Annotated in this window: 17 protein-coding genes; 13 read left to right on the top strand and 4 right to left on the bottom strand. The window is 64.2% G+C overall.

From position 1 onward, the window contains the following. Window positions 1–72: 72 nt before the first annotated feature. The gene (locus tag ACMZ6R_RS17360; protein ID WP_416113794.1) at window positions 73–981 is read left to right on the top strand and encodes an ATP-binding protein; all 909 of its coding nucleotides are present in this window, start codon (window positions 73–75) and stop codon (window positions 979–981) included. A gap of 6 nt (window positions 982–987) precedes the next feature. Here ACMZ6R_RS17360 and ACMZ6R_RS17355 read toward each other — a convergent pair whose 3' ends face one another. Continuing rightward, window positions 988–2,124 carry a pyridoxal-phosphate-dependent aminotransferase family protein gene (locus tag ACMZ6R_RS17355; protein WP_416113792.1) on the bottom strand — a complete coding sequence of 379 codons (1,137 nt, stop codon included), beginning with the start codon at window positions 2,122–2,124 and terminating at the stop codon, window positions 988–990. Window positions 2,125–2,268: 144 nt separating this feature from the next. On the opposite strand from ACMZ6R_RS17355, the gene ACMZ6R_RS17350 reads away from it, so the two are divergent. Beyond that, on the top strand, window positions 2,269–2,445 hold the full coding sequence (locus ACMZ6R_RS17350; RefSeq protein WP_416113790.1) for a hypothetical protein: 177 nt from the start codon (window positions 2,269–2,271) through the stop codon (window positions 2,443–2,445). 250 nt (window positions 2,446–2,695) lie between these two features. Here ACMZ6R_RS17350 and ACMZ6R_RS17345 read toward each other — a convergent pair whose 3' ends face one another. Then, entirely contained in the window at window positions 2,696–2,917 is a 222-nt protein-coding gene (locus ACMZ6R_RS17345) for a hypothetical protein (protein WP_416113788.1), read from the bottom strand. A gap of 201 nt (window positions 2,918–3,118) precedes the next feature. Here ACMZ6R_RS17345 and serB point away from each other — a divergent pair, with 201 nt between their 5' ends. Both serB and phoU read left to right on the top strand, forming a co-directional pair. Further along, window positions 3,119–4,339 (top strand): phosphoserine phosphatase SerB, encoded by a 1,221-nt coding sequence (gene serB / locus ACMZ6R_RS17340; protein WP_416113786.1) that lies wholly within the window; start codon window positions 3,119–3,121, stop codon window positions 4,337–4,339. 161 nt (window positions 4,340–4,500) lie between these two features. Then, window positions 4,501–5,166 (top strand): phosphate signaling complex protein PhoU, encoded by a 666-nt coding sequence (gene phoU, locus ACMZ6R_RS17335; RefSeq protein ID WP_416113784.1) that lies wholly within the window; start codon window positions 4,501–4,503, stop codon window positions 5,164–5,166. A gap of 90 nt (window positions 5,167–5,256) precedes the next feature. Here the strand turns inward: phoU and ACMZ6R_RS17330 are convergent, their stop codons facing one another. Beyond that, window positions 5,257–7,728, bottom strand: coding sequence for a ComEC/Rec2 family competence protein (locus tag ACMZ6R_RS17330; RefSeq protein WP_416113782.1), 2,472 nt, complete (start codon window positions 7,726–7,728; stop codon window positions 5,257–5,259). 141 nt (window positions 7,729–7,869) lie between these two features. Between ACMZ6R_RS17330 and ACMZ6R_RS17325 the strand changes: the two genes are divergently transcribed. From ACMZ6R_RS17325 to ACMZ6R_RS17295, 7 genes are all read left to right on the top strand, one after another. After that, a complete protein-coding gene (locus ACMZ6R_RS17325; RefSeq protein WP_416113780.1) occupies window positions 7,870–8,214 on the top strand; it encodes a hypothetical protein in 345 nt (114 codons plus the stop codon). 79 nt (window positions 8,215–8,293) lie between these two features. Then, the gene (locus ACMZ6R_RS17320; RefSeq protein WP_416113778.1) at window positions 8,294–8,881 is read left to right on the top strand and encodes a DJ-1/PfpI family protein; all 588 of its coding nucleotides are present in this window, start codon (window positions 8,294–8,296) and stop codon (window positions 8,879–8,881) included. Window positions 8,882–9,158: 277 nt separating this feature from the next. Next, entirely contained in the window at window positions 9,159–9,578 is a 420-nt protein-coding gene (locus tag ACMZ6R_RS17315; RefSeq protein WP_416113776.1) for a hypothetical protein, read from the top strand. A gap of 217 nt (window positions 9,579–9,795) precedes the next feature. Further along, window positions 9,796–10,794 carry a cation diffusion facilitator family transporter gene (locus tag ACMZ6R_RS17310; protein WP_416113774.1) on the top strand — a complete coding sequence of 333 codons (999 nt, stop codon included), beginning with the start codon at window positions 9,796–9,798 and terminating at the stop codon, window positions 10,792–10,794. A gap of 56 nt (window positions 10,795–10,850) precedes the next feature. Further along, window positions 10,851–11,618: a LytR/AlgR family response regulator transcription factor gene (locus ACMZ6R_RS17305; protein ID WP_416113772.1), complete on the top strand. Its 768-nt coding sequence runs from the start codon at window positions 10,851–10,853 to the stop codon at window positions 11,616–11,618. A 9-nt stretch (window positions 11,619–11,627) separates the two neighbouring features. After that, window positions 11,628–13,400 (top strand): LytS/YhcK type 5TM receptor domain-containing protein, encoded by a 1,773-nt coding sequence (locus tag ACMZ6R_RS17300; protein WP_416113770.1) that lies wholly within the window; start codon window positions 11,628–11,630, stop codon window positions 13,398–13,400. A gap of 111 nt (window positions 13,401–13,511) precedes the next feature. Next, complete coding sequence (locus tag ACMZ6R_RS17295) at window positions 13,512–15,323, top strand: carbon starvation protein A (protein ID WP_416113768.1); 1,812 nt, start codon at window positions 13,512–13,514, stop codon at window positions 15,321–15,323. On the opposite strand, the gene ACMZ6R_RS17290 is transcribed toward ACMZ6R_RS17295, so the two are convergent. After that, on the bottom strand, window positions 15,287–15,553 hold the full coding sequence (locus ACMZ6R_RS17290; protein ID WP_416113766.1) for a hypothetical protein: 267 nt from the start codon (window positions 15,551–15,553) through the stop codon (window positions 15,287–15,289). The two genes, ACMZ6R_RS17295 and ACMZ6R_RS17290, sit on opposite strands and share 37 nt — an antisense overlap. Before the next feature lie 350 nt (window positions 15,554–15,903). Here ACMZ6R_RS17290 and ACMZ6R_RS17285 point away from each other — a divergent pair, with 350 nt between their 5' ends. Together ACMZ6R_RS17285 and hydG are read left to right on the top strand one after the other, a co-directional pair. Continuing rightward, the gene (locus ACMZ6R_RS17285) at window positions 15,904–16,179 is read left to right on the top strand and encodes a TM1266 family iron-only hydrogenase system putative regulator (RefSeq protein ID WP_416113764.1); all 276 of its coding nucleotides are present in this window, start codon (window positions 15,904–15,906) and stop codon (window positions 16,177–16,179) included. Then, window positions 16,172–17,608 carry a [FeFe] hydrogenase H-cluster radical SAM maturase HydG gene (hydG, locus tag ACMZ6R_RS17280; protein WP_416113762.1) on the top strand — a complete coding sequence of 479 codons (1,437 nt, stop codon included), beginning with the start codon at window positions 16,172–16,174 and terminating at the stop codon, window positions 17,606–17,608. Before ACMZ6R_RS17285 ends, hydG begins: the two co-directional genes overlap by 8 nt. The last annotated feature ends 187 nt before the right edge of the window (window positions 17,609–17,795 follow it).

Below are 17,795 nucleotides of genomic sequence, written 5' to 3'. Positions count from 1 at the left end.
GGGAGGGGACCCCTTTTTGCAAAAAGGGGTCCCCTCCCCCCGCATCTCTCTCCTCCTCTCCCGGAAATATTCATGAAGTGCAAACGATGCGGCGAGACGGCGGCGGTGAAGCTGCCGAGTCATCATGCGGGCTTTTGTCCGGAGTGTTTCGAGCGGTTTTTCAGGAAGCAGGTGGAGACGGCCATCCGGCGTCACGGGATGATACTGCCGGGCGAGAAGGTGCTGGTGGCGGTTTCCGGCGGCAAGGATTCGCTGGCGCTTTTGCGGGTGTTATCCGATCTGGGGCATGACGTGGCCGGGCTGCACGTGCATTTGGGGATTCCGGACAGTTCGGACCCGGTGTGCGAGCGCACCGAGGCGTATTGCCGGGAAAACGGCTTTGCGTTGCATGTGTTGCGCCTGGCGGAGGTCGGGCTGGCCATTCCGGAGGTGAAGGATGCGGTGCGCCGGCCGATCTGCTCCGTGTGCGGCAAGATCAAGCGGCATTATTTCAACCGCTTTGCCTACGAGAATGGGTATGCCGCCCTGGCCACGGGGCACAATCTGGACGACGAGGTGGCGCGGCTTTTCGCCAACGTGCTGCGCTGGGATGCGGCCTATCTGGGCGGGCAGGGGCCGATGTTGCCGGCGGAGGGGCGTTTTGTGCGCAAGATCAAGCCGCTTTATCGCCTCACGGAGTTCGAGACGGCGGCGTACTGTTTCTTGAAGAGCATCGACCACTGGAAGGCGGCCTGCCCGTACAGCGGTGGGGCGAGCTTCACCGGACACAAGCGGCTTTTTGCCGATCTGGAGGACAGGAGCCCTGGCCAGAAAACGGCCTTTTACGAGGGATTTCTGGCCAAGGGCAAATCGCATTTCGCCGGCGTGGGCGAGGAGAACAGGCCGGTGCTCCAGCCCTGCGAACGCTGCGGCTATCCGTCCTCGAGCACGGTCTGCGGCGTGTGCCGCATCCGGGCTCTGGTGGAGAAGGCGGGGGAATAGCGAGCCTTAGCGCGCGGCCAGCACCTCGCCGAGGGCGTCCAGGAAGCCCCGCAGCATGTCCGGACTGATGTCGCCCATGTGCCCGATGCGGAAGATGGGGCGTTTGCCGGCCGCTTCCAGGTCTTCGTTGAGCTTGGCATAGCCGGGGTCGAACAGGTAGCCCTTGGCCCGCATGGCTTCCTTGACGGCCTTGAGCCCGGCGAAGGTCATGCCTTCGGGCGCGGCGGCCGTGGTCACGGTCGGGGAGCGGTAGCCTTCCTGGGCGAAGGCGGTCAGGCCGGGCTGGGCGGTGACGAAGGCCTGGGCCATGTCCCGCATGGCCTCGTGGCGGGCGAAGCGGGTGGCGATACCTTCTTCCTTCACGATATATTCGAGCTGGACGAACATCTGGTTGCCGAGCGCGCCGTTGGGTGTGGACTGGGTCTGGTATTTTGCGGCCCGGCCGAGGTGGGAGAGGATGTCCGAGGCGTGTCCCCGGGCCGTGACGTGCCTGGCCTTGTCCACGGCTTCGGGGCTCACGAATCCGATGCCGAAGCCGGCATGCAGCCCGAGGGATTTCTGGGTGGCGGTGCAGTACATGGCACAGCCGGATTCCCGGATGCCGGTCGGCGCGCCGCCGAAGATGCTCACGCCGTCGACAAGGGCCAGCGCGCCGTGCGCCTTGATTGTCCGGCAAAGGGGCACCACGTCGTTGGCCACGCCGGTGGAGGTCTCGTTGTGGGTGATGGCCACCACGGCCGGCTTGTGTTCGTCCATGGCCGCCTCGAGGGTGGCGACGTCGATGGCGCGTCCGGGCTCGAAGGCGAGCAGGGCGGCCTTCTTGCCGTTTTCCAGCGAAATCTTGTGCCACATGTCGCCGAAGGCGCCGACCGACACGTGGAGCACGGTCTCGTCCGTTGCCACGAGCGAACGGATGGCCGCTTCCATGGCCGTGGAGCCGGAGCCGAGGAAGAGGATGGTCTTGTAGTCTTGCGGCAGGTCGGCGATGGCCGCGAGGTCCTCGAAAATGGGGCGGAAGCGCTTGGTATTTTCCGCATCGCGATGGCCGAATTCCGGCCAGGCGGCGGCCGCACGCACCTCGGGCCGGATATAGGTCGGACCGGTGATGAAAAGCTTGAGTCCCGGAAAAGGCGCGTCTGGCATGGTCATACTCCCTGGTTGCTGTGGGCGCGCACGATACGGCAAAAGCCCGGCCCGGGCAATCAGGTCCATGGGGGGAGCCACGGGCATGCATCATGCAGAATAGGGGTGGCGGCCGGCAAAATCGGCCGTTCAAGGAGCCCCGCCATGCTGCGCTACCTCGTGCCGCTTCTGGCCTTTGTGGCCGCCGCCTGTGCCCCCATTGCCAACGGCGAGCTGGAGCGGAAACTCGACTTCGAGACCAACAACTGTCTGACCCAGGTACAGGGGCGGCAGGACTTTCGGACGTTCCGGCAGAAAATGCCGTCGTTTCTCCTGCCCTGAGCAAAAGCCGAAGGGAATCGCTCCCGCTCTTTCGTTTTAGGCCTCTGCCGTGGCCAACGCCGTGTTCGCGGCCACGGGGCGGCGTCTGCGCCGGCTGCCGTTTACGGGCGAACAGCCGTAAGACCCAATGCCGTGTGGTCCCGCGAAGGTGTCGACCGCGAAGCAAACGGACGGCGTCCTTCCGGGGCCACGGAAGCGGCACGGGGCCGGGCGTTTTTCGAAACGAACGCCAAACGGCCGCGGCAGACGGTTATGAAGCGGGTTTGTCCGGCTCGGAGGCCGGCGTCTTGTCGGAAGCGGGGTCGGTTGCTGGTTCGGGCTCGGGATAGATGATCTCTCCCGTTGCCTCGTCGAAGTAGGGGCCGTCCTCGACCGAGGGGCGCTCGGTTTTGCGCTGGAGTTTTTCTTCCTTTTTTTTCTTCTTGGCCAGTTCCTTGGCGCGCTTGGCGAAGGTATAGGCGTTTTTTGCCACTTGTCCTCCTGTGTCAGGGTGTTCGCTATTTGGAGGCGGGACGTGGGAGCCTGTCCCGGCGCTACGGAGAGGAAGACGGGACGATACCGTCTCTTGCCGAGGATAGCCGAAAGCGGCGAAGGGGAAAAGAGGAAATCCCGGGGTAAAATCGTGCCCATTCTCCATCTTGCCCGCCGGCCTTACGGACGCTATAGCCTCCCGATGCACGAGCCCGAAATCATCCTCATCCGCGTTTCCGGCGGGGACAAGCCCGGCCTGACCGCCGCCGTCGCCGCCGAACTGGCCCGGCACGGGGCGGACGTCCTCGATATCGGCCAGTCCGTCATCCACGATACCCTGTCGCTTGGCATCCTGGTCAAGTCGCCGTCCGGGGGGGAATCCACGCCGTTTCTCAAGGACCTGCTTTTTTGCGGCCACAAGCTCGGCGTCAACCTCACCTTCACTCCGGTCGACGCCGACAGCTACGAGTCCTGGGTCGACGCCCAGGGCAAGGACCGGCGCATCGTGACCTTGCTGTCCCGGCATCTGACCGCCGCCCACATTGCCGCCGTCACCGGCGTCATCGCCGAAAACGGACTCAATATCGACGTCATAACCCGCCTTTCCGGCCGGGCTTCCCTCGATTCGGCCCACTGCCCGCGTACGGCCTGCGTGGAATTTTCCGTGCGCGGCACCCCGGCCGACCTGACGGCGCTCAAAAGCGAATTTCTCAGCATATCCGCGGAAATGGGCGTGGACATCGCCATCCAGGAAGACAACGCCTTCCGCCGGAACCGCCGGCTTGTGGCGTTCGACATGGACTCGACGCTCATTGCCGCCGAGGTCATCGACGAATTGGCCAAGGCGGCCGGTGTGGGCGGGAAGGTCGCGGCCATCACCGAATCGGCCATGCGCGGCGAGATCGATTTCAAGGAAAGCCTGCGCCGCCGGCTGCGGTTACTCAAGGGCCTTTCGGCCGACACCCTGGAAGCCGTGGCCAACCGCATTCCGCTCAACGACGGCGCCGAGCGACTCATCGCCAACCTCAAGCGGTTTGGCTACAAGATCGCGATTATTTCCGGCGGATTCACCTATTTCGGACAGCGTCTCCAGGAGCGCCTGGGTATCGACTACGTGTTCGCCAACGAGCTGGAAATCAAGGACGGGGTGCTCACCGGCGAGGTGGTGGGCGACATCGTGGACGCGACCAAAAAAGCCGAAGTGCTGCGCATGATCGCCGAGCGCGAGGGGCTTTCCCTGCAACAGGTCATTGCCGTCGGCGACGGAGCCAACGACCTGCCCATGCTTGGCATTGCCGGGCTCGGCATCGCCTACCATGCCAAGCCGGTGGTGAAAAAAGGCGCCGGCCAGGCCATCTCCACCCTGGGCCTGGACAGCATTTTGTACCTTGTCGGGGTTCGCGACCGCGACACATTATCGTAACGTATTCTTTCAAAAAAGTTTCCTCCTTCCGGCGGGTTGACGGCTCTAGGCCAAATTGTCACAATTCGAACATGAAGGCGTCACCGCAAACGGTTCGTGACAAGGGTTACGTCTGCAATTGCCACGCGGCGTGAAGCCGCCGGCCAACCCGGGAGCCTGCTTTGGAAACCCCGCTCGACAATGCCATCCACAAACTCAAGGTGGATGTGCTGCAAATGATGCATCTGGCCCAGGATGCCGTGCGCAAAGCCGTGGCCAGCTTGCTGGAGCATAATGCCGCCAAGGCCCGGGAAGTCATCGACGCGGACCGCGAGATCAACGATTTCGAGTGCCGTGTCGATTCGGAAAGCCTCAAGATCCTCGCGCTGCACCATCCGGTGGCCAAGGACCTGCGTTTTATCGTGGGCTCCATGCGGATGCTGGTCAATATCGAACGCCTGGGCGACGAGGCGGTCAACATCGCCGAGCGGGTGCTGGTCCTGACCAGCGAGCCGCGCCAGCCCCTGCATGCCAACGTCCGGCAACTGGCCGATCTGGCCCAGGACCTCTTGCGCGCCTCTATTGCCTGCTACATGGACCTCGACGCCGAGGCCGCGCTTGGCGTCATCGAGCAAAACGCCGCCGCCTTGGACCTCAACGTGCGCATTTTCCGGGAAGTGACCAGCGAAATGATCCGCGAGGCCCGGCCCGTGGAGCGCGCCGTGCAGGAATCCTTCGTCGCCCACAGCCTCAAGCGCATCTGCGACCAGTGCGCCAATATCGCGGAGTCGACGATCTTTATCCGCAAGGCCATCGACTACAAGCACAAGTGCGGTCCCCAGGGCTGACCCGACCTTCTGCATCGTGTTTCGTGGCGTGCTGTGCCGTGCTGCGCCCGAACCTCCGTTCCCGCGTTTTCCCTTCTGTATGAGGTCGTGTCATTGTCGTCGTTCGCCGGCCGTAGCGACGCGTGGTGCGCCGTCCGGCGCGTCGAAGCCCACGGTGACGGCGCCGTCGCGGTTGGTGGCATAGACGGCGCAGCCGAGGCGCTCCAGGGTGGCCGCGACTTTGTTGGCCGGATAACGGCCGCCCTCGCCGCAACTGGCGATGGCGACGTGTGGCGAGACGGCCGTGAGAAAGCGCTTGGTCAGGCTGGTCACGGAGCCGTGGTGCGGCAGGACGAGTACGGCGGCGTCAAGCGTTTCCCCGGATGCGGCCAGCCGGCGCAACACCCCGCGTTCGGCGTCACCGGGAATGACGGCCAGTCCCCGGCCATTCCAGGTCAGCCGCAGGATAAGCGAGCCGTTGTTGCCGTCGCGATCGTCATCCGGGCCCGGGTGGAGCACGGCAAGGCGCAGTCCGTCGCCAAGGTCGAGGGCGTCGCCGGCGGCCAGGGCCGCGTGGGGGATGTGTCGTCTGGCCAGGGCGTCCTCTATCGGTGCGGCCAGATTTCCTTCGGGCGTGCCGCCGTTGTCATAGTATTTGCCGATGGAAAAGCGTTCGAGCAGGGAGATGAACCCCTTGATGTGGTCGCGGTGCGGATGGCTGGCAAAGGCGGCCGTGAGCCGCGGCGGCCGTCCGTCGGTCAGGTACGCTCCGACCACGGCCCGGCCCACGTCGAAGTTGCCGAAAAGTCCGCCCGCGTCCACCAGCAACCGCCTGCCGCCCGGCAGCTCGAGGGCCACGGACTGGCCCTGGCCGACGTCGAGGACCGTGATGCGTACGACCTCCCGCATGTCGGAAAGGGAGCGCCAGACGGTGGGGAAGAGCAGCAGGACGAGGCTTGCCGCCATGGCGGCCACGGGCCGCCGGCCGCCGGAGACGACCATGGCCAGGGCGGCCAGGAGCCCCAGGCAGCCGATGGTCTCGACCCAGCCCGGCCGCAGCACGGCCGAGGAGAGGAGCAGGCCGTGCGCGTTTGCCACTGCCAGAAGGCGCATGAGCCCTTCGCAGCAGGCCGCCGCCGCGCCGAGGAGCCCCGCACCGAGGCCCATCAGCCCCGGGAGGACCGATGCGGCCAGCCCGGCCAGGGCCAGGGGCATGGCCACGCCGCCAAGTACTGGCAGCCACAGCAGGTTGATCCAGGGATTGGGCGTCAGGTCGCCGTATAGCCGGGCGATAAGCGGCATGACCGCGGCTTCGGCGCAAAGGCTCACCCAAAGCGTGCCCCCGATCCACAAAAAGACGGTCATGGCCGGTCCCTTAAACGGCACATGGAGCGAAAATCGGGTAAAAAGTGGCCAGAATACCCCGATGCCGGCCACGGCCAGGGCCGAAAGCTGCAATCGGGGATCGAAGGCGGCCAGGGGCGCGGCGACAAGGATCGCGGCCAGGGCCAGAAAAAGCCCGTCCAGAAGGGCTCTGTCCCGGCGCAGCAGCAGCATGAGCCCGAACGCGGCGAACATGAGCGCCGCCCGGGCCAAGGACGGCGTCAGCCCGCCCAGCCAGCAGTAGGCCGCGACCGGCGGGCCGGCGAAAAGGACGATCAGGTGGGGCCTGGGGATGGAAAGGTAGATGCGCGGCCATAACCGGCCGAGCAGCGTGGCCAACGCTGCGCCCACGGCGGCGACAAAGCCCACGTGCATGCCGGAAAGAGCCAGCGTGTGGGCCAGCGAGGCCCGGCGCACCAGAGCGAGGTCGGCTTCCGTCAGCCCCGAGCGGTCGCCAAAGACCAGGGCCGCCACCATGGCCCGGCCGGCCCGCGCGGCCGCGTCGGCACCTTCCGGCGGGGCCATGCTGGCCATGACGCGTCGGCGCAAGGCTTCGCGCCACATGGCCGGGAGGTTCCGGCTTGGCGCGATGCGCCGCACCGGCGCGCCCTTGTCGCCCCGGGCGTAGGCCCGGAAAAAGACGTCCTCCAGTCGTCTGGAAAAGGCATAATCGGCGGCGCCGGGATTTTGAAAGCCCCGGGTCGGCCGCACCCGGGCCGTGACCGCAAGCGTATCGCCGGGGATGGGCCGGAAGGTCGGCCGGTCGATGGTCAGGGCCAGCCGGCCGGGGAGCGGGGCGTCCTTGCAATCCGGGCCGGACAGCCGGACATCCTCCAGGGTCACGGACAGGCGCGCCTCGGGATTGGCCGCAACCGCCGCCACGCGTCCGGTGACGGCCTGGGGCGCGTCGGACGTCAGGCAGGGCGGCATGTTTCGGGGGATGGCCGGCAGGGCGATAAGGCCGACCACAAGTCCCAGGCCCCATGCGCCCATAAGCGCGGCCCCGGATGGGCGGCTCTTGGCCGGCCGGGGAAAGGCCAGCAGCAACAGCAGCGCGCAGCAGGCGGCCGGGAAAAAATGCGCGGCCACAATGCCCGCGCCATAGGCCAGCAGGCACGGCTGCCAGGGCAGCAGCGGCGGCACGCGCGGCGGGTCTTTGGGTTTTCGGCGTTTGGCGCTAAGCCCCATGGGAAGCGGCATCTTGTTTTTGTTGGGAAATCTTCGCAATCGTAGAATCGTTGCCGCCTTAGGGCAAGGCCGGCTTGTCATGATTTGGGCTTGCGGTTAGGGATAGATGCAAAGAGTGCAAATCCCGCCGGCCATGGGCGGGGAGGAGTTCGCGTGTCGCGCCCGATCCTGCTTGCTCTTGCCGTCTGTTGCCTCGTCGCCTGCTGGGGCTGTACCAGAGTCGAACCCATCATCACGCCCCAGGAATACGCGGCCTCCTGCCAGGCTGCCCCGGCCGGGGCCGATGCGGCCTGCGCCTCCCGTGTATGCGCCGTCTATCAGGCCGTGGTGACGGACTATTACGACAACAAGGATGGCTGTCGGGCTGCCTGCAAGGCCAGGGCCGAGGAACTCTCGCAACGCGCCCCGGCCGGGTGTGGGGCCAAGATCGAGGCCGCCAGGGACACCTGCCTGGAATTTTGCCAGCGCAAGTTTTTCCGGTGCAATTGCACCAAATAGCTTTCCGACCGCTTGGTTGGGAATCATTGCGCGCCGCCGCCCGGTCGCGGTGGCCAAACCATGCCAAAGGAGCAGAGGTATGGCCGTAAAGAAAATTTTGATGCTTGTCGGCGACTATGTCGAGGACTACGAAGTCATGGTCCCCTTCCAGATGCTGCTGATGGTCGGCCATGACGTGCATGCCGTGTGCCCGGGCAAAAAATCCGGCGAACAGGTGCGCACCGCGATCCACGATTTCGAAGGCGACCAGACCTACAGCGAAAAGCCCGGCCACAACTTCACCCTGAACGCCAATTTCGATGATGTGGACCCGGCCGCCTACGACGCCCTGGTCGTGCCCGGCGGGCGCGCCCCGGAATACATCCGGCTCAATCCCCGCGTCATCGAGATCGTCAAACACTTCGGCGCGACCAAAAAGCCCATCGCCGCCATCTGCCACGGACCGCAACTGCTGGCGGCCGCCGGGGTGGTGTCCGGCTGCTCCCTCATGGCCTACCCTTCCGTGCAGCCCGAAATCGAACTCGCCGGCGGCACCTACGTCAGCCCCAACGAAACCTTCACCAGCGCCGTGGTCAGCAACAATTTGGTGACCAGCCCGGCCTGGCCGGCCCATCCGGAATGGATTCGCAAATTTCTGGAAATGCTCGGCACCAAGATCGAGCCCTAGTTCCCTATTTTTTTAAACGCGGCGATGCTTTTAAGGAAAACTAATTATTCAAATGCGTTATTTTCGAAATTCGTATGAACGCGTTTCGAGGACGCGACACTGATCGCATCATGTTGTTTGTCGACCGCCGCCACTTGCCATATGCCGCGCAGGGCGACCCGGGTTTACCCGGATCGCCCTTGATTCTTCTCTTTTTTCCCTTGTCCAAGGGTGGTATAGCCCTTTCCGTCACGCGGCCCGGCGGTCGATCCGACCACCGCCGGGACAATGAGGAGCTATGATCGATACGTTAAAGTTGGAACGGCTGCGGCAGGCCATCGGCGATTTCGCCGTCAACAAGGGAAAGGTACTGCTGATCCTTTCCTTTCTCCTGTTTATCGTGGCCGCCTATTATGTCGTCGATTTCGTCACCGAAGACAGCTTGGCTGTGAAATACAAGAAGACCACCGCGCTGGTGGAGGAAGTTCAGGAAACCAAAAACGTCCTGACCATCGTCACCAGCCAGGGCTTTTTCGTCGTCGACCCCGGTCTGCGTTCGGATAAGTTCAAAAATATCGGAGACTTTTTCCGCAAGGTGAAGGAAGACGGTTCCCCCGTGCGCATCGACTACAAGGACGTCGGCAACGACAAGGTCATCGAAAACGTTTTCTACCGGGCCGAATCCACCAAGTTCGGCAAGATCGGTTCGCTGAAGTAGCCGCGCGACAGGGCGGGCGGCTGGCCGGGGCTTTGTCCCAAACCCCGCCGTCGCCCCAAAAACACCAAACTCACCTCCTCCCATCATCCCGACCCGGTAAAAGGGGGTTCGGGGGACATCAAGTCCCCCGACGGGGTGCAGGGGCGGAGCCCCTGCCGGGTCCAGGGCGGCGCCCTGGCACTTCACGACTCCAACCTCAAAACATAACGAATATCCCATGCACCAACCCATCCCCCGCAAATCCGGCCCGGAGATTCGGGCGGCCCGCTTGTCCCTGGGGGTTGCTGTCATATTGTTGTGCGTCAAGATGGCGGCCTGGTGGCTGACCGGATCAGCCGCGATCATGTCCGACGCGTTGGAGTCCATCATCAACGTCGTGGCTGCCGCGTTTGCGGTGGTAAGCGTGTCCGTGGCCGCCACGCCGCCGGACGAGGGGCATCCGTACGGGCATGGCAACATCGAGTATTACGCGGCCTGGCTTGAGGGCATGCTGATTCTGCTGGCTTCGGTCGGCATCTTTTACGAATCCTGGGACAAGATTTTCCATCCCGCGCCTGTGCCGCATCTGGGCGGCGGCATCGCGCTTTTGGCCGGGGCCGGGGCGGTCAATTTGTGGCTGGGGCTTATGCTGTTGCGCGAGGGGCGGCGGGCGGGATCGCTGACGCTTGCGGCCGACGGCAAGCACGTGCTGACCGACGTGTATACGTCGGTCGGGGTGCTGGTGGGGTTGGGGCTGGTGTGGGCCACGGGCTGGCTGTGGCTGGACGGCGCGGTGGCCTGTCTGGTCGGGGCCAATATCGCCTGGGCCGGGGTGGATCTGGTGCGCCGGTCGGTTTCGGGCTTCATGATCGAATCCGATCCGGTATTGCTCGAGGGCATTTGTACGTTGTTGCGGGAAAATCGCCATCCGGCCTGGATCGACATCCACCGGCTGCGGGCCATCAAGACCGGGCGGCGGGTCCATGTGGACATGCACCTGATTTTGCCCCGCGAGATGCCGCTTTACGAGGCCCATATCCAGGTCGACGCCATGGAGGCGCTGCTCCATTCCTATCTGGGGCCGGACGCGGACATCATGATCCACGCCGATCCGTGCAGCGACGACCGCTGCCCGGTATGCGACGCAAAGCCGTGCGACCTTCGCAGTGCGCCGGCCAGCGCTACGCCTATCTGGACGCCGCAGACCACGGGCGCTCCCGGCGTCAAGGGGCGCTGACGGTTCGTCGCGGCCGCCGCTTTACAGCCGCTTTCCCCGGCGCTACCAACGAAGCCATGGTTCTACGCGCCCTGATTGTCGACGATGAAAAGCCGGCCCGTGACGAGTTGGCCTATCTGCTTGACGCCCATCCGGACATCCAGACCACCCAGGCTGATTGCGCCGACGCCGCCCTGGCCGCCATTGAGGGCGACAAACCCGACATCGTGTTGCTCGATATCCGCATGCCCGGCCAGGACGGATTCGAGGTGCTGCGCCAGGCCAGGGATTTCTCCCAGGTGCCGCTTTTCATCTTCGTGACCGCCTACGACGAATACGCCATCAAGGCCTTCGAGCAAAACGCCGTGGATTACCTGCTCAAGCCCGTCGCCCCCGAGCGGCTGGCCGAAAGCCTTGACCGGGCCCGGCGGCGTCTGGCGGCCGGACGTGGCCGGATGGCCGATGCGCTCACGTCGCTTTTGGAGGGCCTTGGGCGTGGGGGGCGCGCGGCGCGGGTGGCGGTGGAGCGCCATGGCCGCATTGCGCTGTTGCCACCGGCCGAGGTCCTGTGCCTGGAGGCCGACGACAAAGGCATAACCGCCCTGACCGTGCAGGGGCGTTACCCCTGCCACGGGCTGCCGACCCTCACCCGGGCCGAGGAGCGCTTGGCCGGGCTGCCTTTTTTCCGGGCCAATAGGGCGGTCATGGTCAATCTGGAGCGCATTGCCGAGCTTTCGCCCTGGGTCGGCGGCAAATATCTCATCGTGCTCGACGATGCGGACCGCACCGAAGTCACGGTCAGCCGCAACCGGGTGCGGGAGTTCAAGGAACGGTTGGGATTGTAGGGGGAAGCCATGCACATCGCCCTGTTCGCCCCGGAGGTCCCGGAACTTTTCATCACCTTGTCCCAGCGGTTCGGGCTGCTTTTGGCCGGCGGCTTCGCCATCATGACGCTCGCGCCCTTCGAGCGCATGAACATCGGCCGCGACCGGCCGCTTTGGAGCACCCTCGCCGCCATCGTGTTGTTCGGGCTTTTCGGCATCCTCGGCACCTATACCGGCAACTATGTTTTTCATTCCTACGCCAACCTGCGGGCCATCGGCGTGATCACGGCCGGGCTGTACGGCGGCCCGGTGGTTGGCATCGGGGCCGGGCTTCTCGCCGGCGGCGAGCGTTACCTCATCGACATCGGCGGGTTCAGCGCCTTGCCCTGCGCCCTGGCCACCATTTTGGAGGGAACGGCGGCGGGGCTTATTGCCCGGCGTTTTCCCGGCCGGAGCCTGGACTGGGGCGTGGCCATGGTGCTCGGCATCCTGGGTGAATCCGTGCACATGGGGCTTGTGCTGGCCCTGTCGCGGCCTTTTGCCGAGGCGGTGGAACTGGTGCAGGTCATCGGCGTGCCGATGATCGTGGTCAATGCCGTGGGCGCGGCCATCTTCGTCAAGGCGCTAGGCTTGCAGCGGCGCCTGCGCGAGCAGCGCGATTCCAGCGAGGCCCGGCGTATCCTGTCCATCGCCAGCCAGACCGTGGCCCATCTGCGCGGCGGCCTGACTCCGGCCTCGGCCCGGGCCACGGCCGCCATCATCCTGGCCGAGACGGGCGTGGCCGCCGTGGCCATTACCGGCGAGGCCACCATCCTGGCCCATGTGGGCGTCGGCGAGGACCATCATCAGGCCGGGACCCACTGGCGCACCAAGGGCACCCGGCTGGCCTTCGAGACGGGCACGGCCCTTTTTCTGCGCGACCGCGACAGCATCGGCTGCGACAAGGCCGGCTGTCCGCTGTGCGAGGCCATTATCGTGCCGCTTCGCAAGGGGCAGGCCATTCGCGGCTGCCTCAAAATCTACGGCACCAAGAGCCGTCCCCTGGACCAGCCGCTGTTCGAACTGGCCAAGGGGCTGGCCGAGCTTTTTTCCACCCAGCTCGAGCTGGAGGACATCGGCATCACCAACCAGCTTCTGGCCCATGCCGAAATCCGGCGGTTGCAGGCCCAGATTAACCCCCATTTCCTGTTCAACTCCCTGAACACCATCGCCTCCTTTTGCCGCACCGCCCCGGGACAGGCCCGGGAGCTGCTGCTCGATCTGGCCCGCTACATGCGGCGCAACCTCGACAGCTCGCGGGGGCTTGTGCGCCTAAACGAGGAAATGGAGCAGGTGCGCTCCTATCTGGCCATCGAGCAGGCTCGGTTCGGCGAGCGCATCACGAGCGAGATCGAGCTGGAGGACGGCTGTGACGCCTGGCTCGTGCCGCCGCTGCTCATTCAGCCGCTGGTGGAAAACAGTGTGCGCCACGGCCTGCAAGGCCGCCAGCAGGGGGGGCGGGTACACATCGAGGCCCGCCGGGAAAACGACCACCTGCGCGTGATGGTGGAGGACGACGGCCTCGGCATGACCCCGGACACTATCCGCGAAATCCTCTCCCCGCGCGACCTCGCATCCATGACCGTGGGCGTGGGGGCCCGCAACTCCAACCAGCGCCTGGTCCAGCTCTTCGGCCAGCAGTACGCCCTTCATATCGAGAGCTCTCCCGGCCGGGGCAGCCGCATCTCGTTTCGCATCCCGCCTGCGGCCGCCTCGGGCGGCGCATGTCCGTCAACCCCGCAAACCGTCGCCTCAGCCCCGTAATTATCCTTTTGGGCCTCACGGTCTTGTTGTCGTCCCCTGGGCCATGCCAAGGCAGGGCCAACATCGCAAACGGGCTGACCGCAGGGGATGTCCAAAACACGGGAGGCAGTCATGAATGCGTTGACACTCGTCTTCGCCGCCCTGTGCGTATTTGCCATAGGCTACCGCTTTTATGGGATCTTTTTTACCAAAAAGGTCCTTGGCATCAACGATGCGCGTCTGACGCCGGCGGTGACCATGGCCGATGGGCACGACTATGTGAAGACCAACAAGTATGTGCTCTTTGGGCACCATTTCGCGGCCATCGCCGCCGCCGGTCCGCTGATCGGCCCGGTGCTGGCCGCCCAGTTCGGCTACCTGCCGGGCGCGCTGTGGATTCTCGTCGGCTGCGTCCTGGGGGGCTGCGTCCACGACACGGTGGTGCTGTTCGCCTCGGTGCGCCATAAGGGCCGCTCGCTCGCCTATATCGCCTCCCAGGAAGTGGGCAAGGCCACGGGCTCGGTGGCCGGGTTCGCGGTGCTTTTCATCCTGCTTTTGACCCTGGCCGGCCTGTCCATCGCCGTGGTCAACGCCATGCACAACAGCCCCTGGGGCACCTTTACCGTCTTTGCCACCATCCCCATCGCCATCATCATGGGCGTGTACATGCAGCATGCCCCGGGCGGCGGCGTGGTCGGCGGCTCGATCATCGGCGTGGTGCTTTTGGCCCTGGCCATCATCGTCGGACCTTATATCGCCAGCAGTCCCTTCTGGTCCTCGATTTTCAACATGTCGCGCCCGACCATCGCCGTCACCATCCCGATCTACGGCTTCGTGGCCTCGGTGCTGCCGGTCTGGCTGCTTCTGTGCCCGCGCGATTACCTCTCCACCTACCTGAAGGTGGGCACCATCGGCGCGCTGGCCATTGGTATCTTCTGGGTGCATCCGCAGCTCGTCATGCCGGCCCTGACCTCGTTTGACGCCGGCGGCGGCCCCATCATCCACGGCCCCGTCTTTCCGTTCCTTTTCATCACCATCGCCTGCGGCGCGCTTTCGGGCTTCCATGCCATCATCGGTTCCGGCACCACGCCCAAGATGCTCGACAGCGAGCATAACCTGCTTTTCGTCGGCTTCGGCGCCATGCTCATGGAAGGCTTCGTGGCCATCATGGCGCTCATTGCCGCCTGCGTGCTGGTGCCGGCCGACTACTTCGCGATAAATACCCCGGTGGCCGTGTTCGCCAAGCTCGGCATGACCCCGGTCGATTTGAACAGCCTGGCCCAGGCCGTAGGCGAAAACATCCAGGGCCGTCCCGGCGGGGCCGTGTCCCTGGCCGTGGGCATGGCCCACATCTTCTCCTCGATCCCGGTCATGTCCCACCTCATGGCCTACTGGTACCACTTCGCCATCATGTTCGAGGCCGTCTTCATCCTGACCGCCGTGGACGCGGGCACCCGGGTCGGCCGTTTCTTCCTGCAGGAGATGATCGGCCAGGTGATCCCCAAGTTCCGCGAGAAGCACTGGGTGCCGGGCATCCTTTTCACCTCGGCCATCTTCACCTTCGCCTGGGGCTACTTCGTCTATACGGGCAATATCTCCACCATATGGCCGCTTTTTGGCATGTCCAACCAGCTGCTGGCGGCCGTGAGCCTGCTTATCGGCACCACCATGATCATCCGCATGGGCCGGGCGCGCTATGCCTGGACAACGGCGGTTCCGGGTTTGGCCATGGTCGGCATAACCTTCTGGGCCGGCTACCTGCAAATCACCGGGACCTACCTGCCCAAGGGGCTGTACCTGCTGGCTTCCCTGGCGGTGATCATCCTGGTGCTCATGGCCATCGTCATCGTCGGCACCGTGCGCCGCTGGATGGAGCTTCTCGGGATCAAGGCACCTGTCGTCGACAACTACGGCGACAAGGTTCTGGAAGTGGTTCCGGAATAAACACGAAGGAGTATCCCGCGCTTTTGGGCGGGATGCGGAGAAGCCGGGGCGGCGTGGTCGCTCCGGCTTTTTTTTGCGCCGACCGCCTGGCGCAGGACCTCGATGAGCCGACCCTTGCGAATGGGTTTGGTCATGAAGCCGTCGCAGCCGGCGGCCAGGCCTTTTTGTTCGTAATCGGCAAAGGCGTGGGCCGACAACATTGGGGCGTTCTGCAGGATGCATCCGCCCATGCAGCGCAACGCGCCTTGTCCCTGTGTTCCCTTTTTCGGTTGTGAGCGCCGGGATTGATTATGCCTGATGCGCGCTGGGAGATACCCGCTTATGATGTCGGTTTGGCCACATAGTGTTATGAATTTTTGTTTCGTAATACTGGCCAAGGCTTCCAAAATAGCCTATGCAGATGGTGCTGCCGCACCGGGTCCCCACGGACCGGGTGCGAAGGCGGGAAAGGACATAACCGCAATCTGCTGGCAAGGGGCCGCCCCTGCGCCGAGGATGACGCCATGAACCAGGACATTTGCCAAGCCTTCTTACGCCCTCGGCGTTCGAAGGCTTTTTTTATTGCCCGGGGAGGGTGGACATGAACAGACGCATCGGCGTGGTTGGCATCGTCATCGAGGATCCCAAGGAAGTTTCGGAAAAAGTCAATGCCGTCATCAGCGACCACGGACACCTCATCCTCGGGAGAATGGGCATCCCCAAGCCGGAATACCAGGTCGGCGTCATTTCGTTGATCATCGAGGGCACAACCGACGAGATCGGTTCGTTAACAGGCAGGCTCGGGAATCTCCCCGGCGTGACAGTCAAATCCGCGCTCACGACCAAGACCTTGCACAAGGAGCAAGACCATGATTGACGAATCCCAGCGCACCTCCGACGCATTCATCGACGAGGGCCGCATCGCCGCCGCGCTGGCGGCCGCCAAGACGGCTTCCAAGGATAAGGACGCCGTGTCCGCTATTATCGCGAAGGCGCTTGAGTACAAGGGGCTTACGGCCGAGGAAGTGGCCGTGCTGCTCGAAGTCGAGGACCCGTCCCTGCTCGATTCCATGTACAAGGCCGCCAAGACGGTCAAGGAAGCCATCTACGGCAAACGCATCGTCCTTTTCGCACCTCTGTACCTGTCGAGCTTTTGCGTCAACAATTGCGTCTACTGCGGCTACAAGCGCAGCAATAAGGAACAGCTGCGCAAACGCCTGACCATGGACGAAATCAAAAGCGAAGTGGAAATCCTCGAATCGCTCGGGCACAAGCGTCTGGCCGTGGAAGCCGGCGAGGACCCGAAAAACAACCCCATCGAATACATCACCGACGCCATCAAGGCCATCTACAGCATCCGTGACGGCAACGGCTCCATCCGTCGCGTCAACATCAATATCGCCGCCACGACCATCGAGGACTACCAAAAGCTCAAGGCCGCCGAAATCGGCACCTATATCCTGTTCCAGGAAACCTACCACCGCGAAACCTACGCCAGACTGCACCCCTCCGGCCCCAAGCACGACTACAACTGGCACACCACCGCCATGGACCGTGCCCAGACCGCCGGCATCGACGACGTCGGCATCGGCGTGCTCTACGGCCTCTACGACTGGAAATACGAAACCGTGGCCATGTTCCTGCATGCCGAGCACTTGGAAGAAACGTTCGGCGTCGGACCCCACACCATCTCCGTGCCCCGCATGCGCCCGGCCGGGGCCGTCAACCTGGACACTTTCCCCTACCTCGTCGAGGACTCGGATTTCAAAAAGATCATCGCCACCATCCGCCTTGCCGTTCCCTACACCGGCATGATCCTCTCCACCCGCGAGGACCCGGATTTCCGCGACGAACTCATCGACTGCGGCATCTCCCAGATCAGTGCCGGCTCCTGCACCGGTGTGGGCGGCTACCAGAAGGTCGTCGTGGAACACGAATCCACCCACAACACCAACAACGGCCAACAGTTCGAGCCAAGCGACCAGCGCTCCCCCAACGAAATCATCCGGATGCTGTGCCAGCGCGGCTACGTGCCCAGTTACTGCACCGCCTGTTACCGGCAAGGCCGCACCGGCGACCGGTTCATGTCTCTGGCCAAGGTCGGCGCCATTCAAAACGTCTGCCTGCCGAACGCGCTGCTTACTTTCAAGGAATACTTGATCGACTATGCCGATCCGGAAACCAAGGCTGTCGGCGAGGAACGCATCAAGGAAGCCCTGGATACCATCCCTAAGGAAGGTATCCGCGATCTGACCATCCAACGCTTGAACGATATCGAGTGCGGTCGCCGCGATTTGTTTTTCTAGCGGCGGTTGCCGGGTTGCCTCCGGTGGCCAGGGGAGGCGCTGCCTCCCCTGGACCCCTCCGCCGGGGGGCTTGATGCCCCCCGGTCCCCCCTTTACGCTTTGCCGGGTGGGACGGCGGTGGGGTGACGACGATTGGGTTGATCTTGTTGCCGCAATCGGCCCGGCGGCACGAGGCGCAAAAGCGCCT

Origin of the sequence: Solidesulfovibrio sp. C21 (assembly GCF_047785625.1) — a bacterium.
Lineage (GTDB): Bacteria > Desulfobacterota > Desulfovibrionia > Desulfovibrionales > Desulfovibrionaceae > Solidesulfovibrio.
Note: the sequence above shows the minus strand (reverse complement) of the source record. Positions and strands in the feature narration are given on the sequence as shown.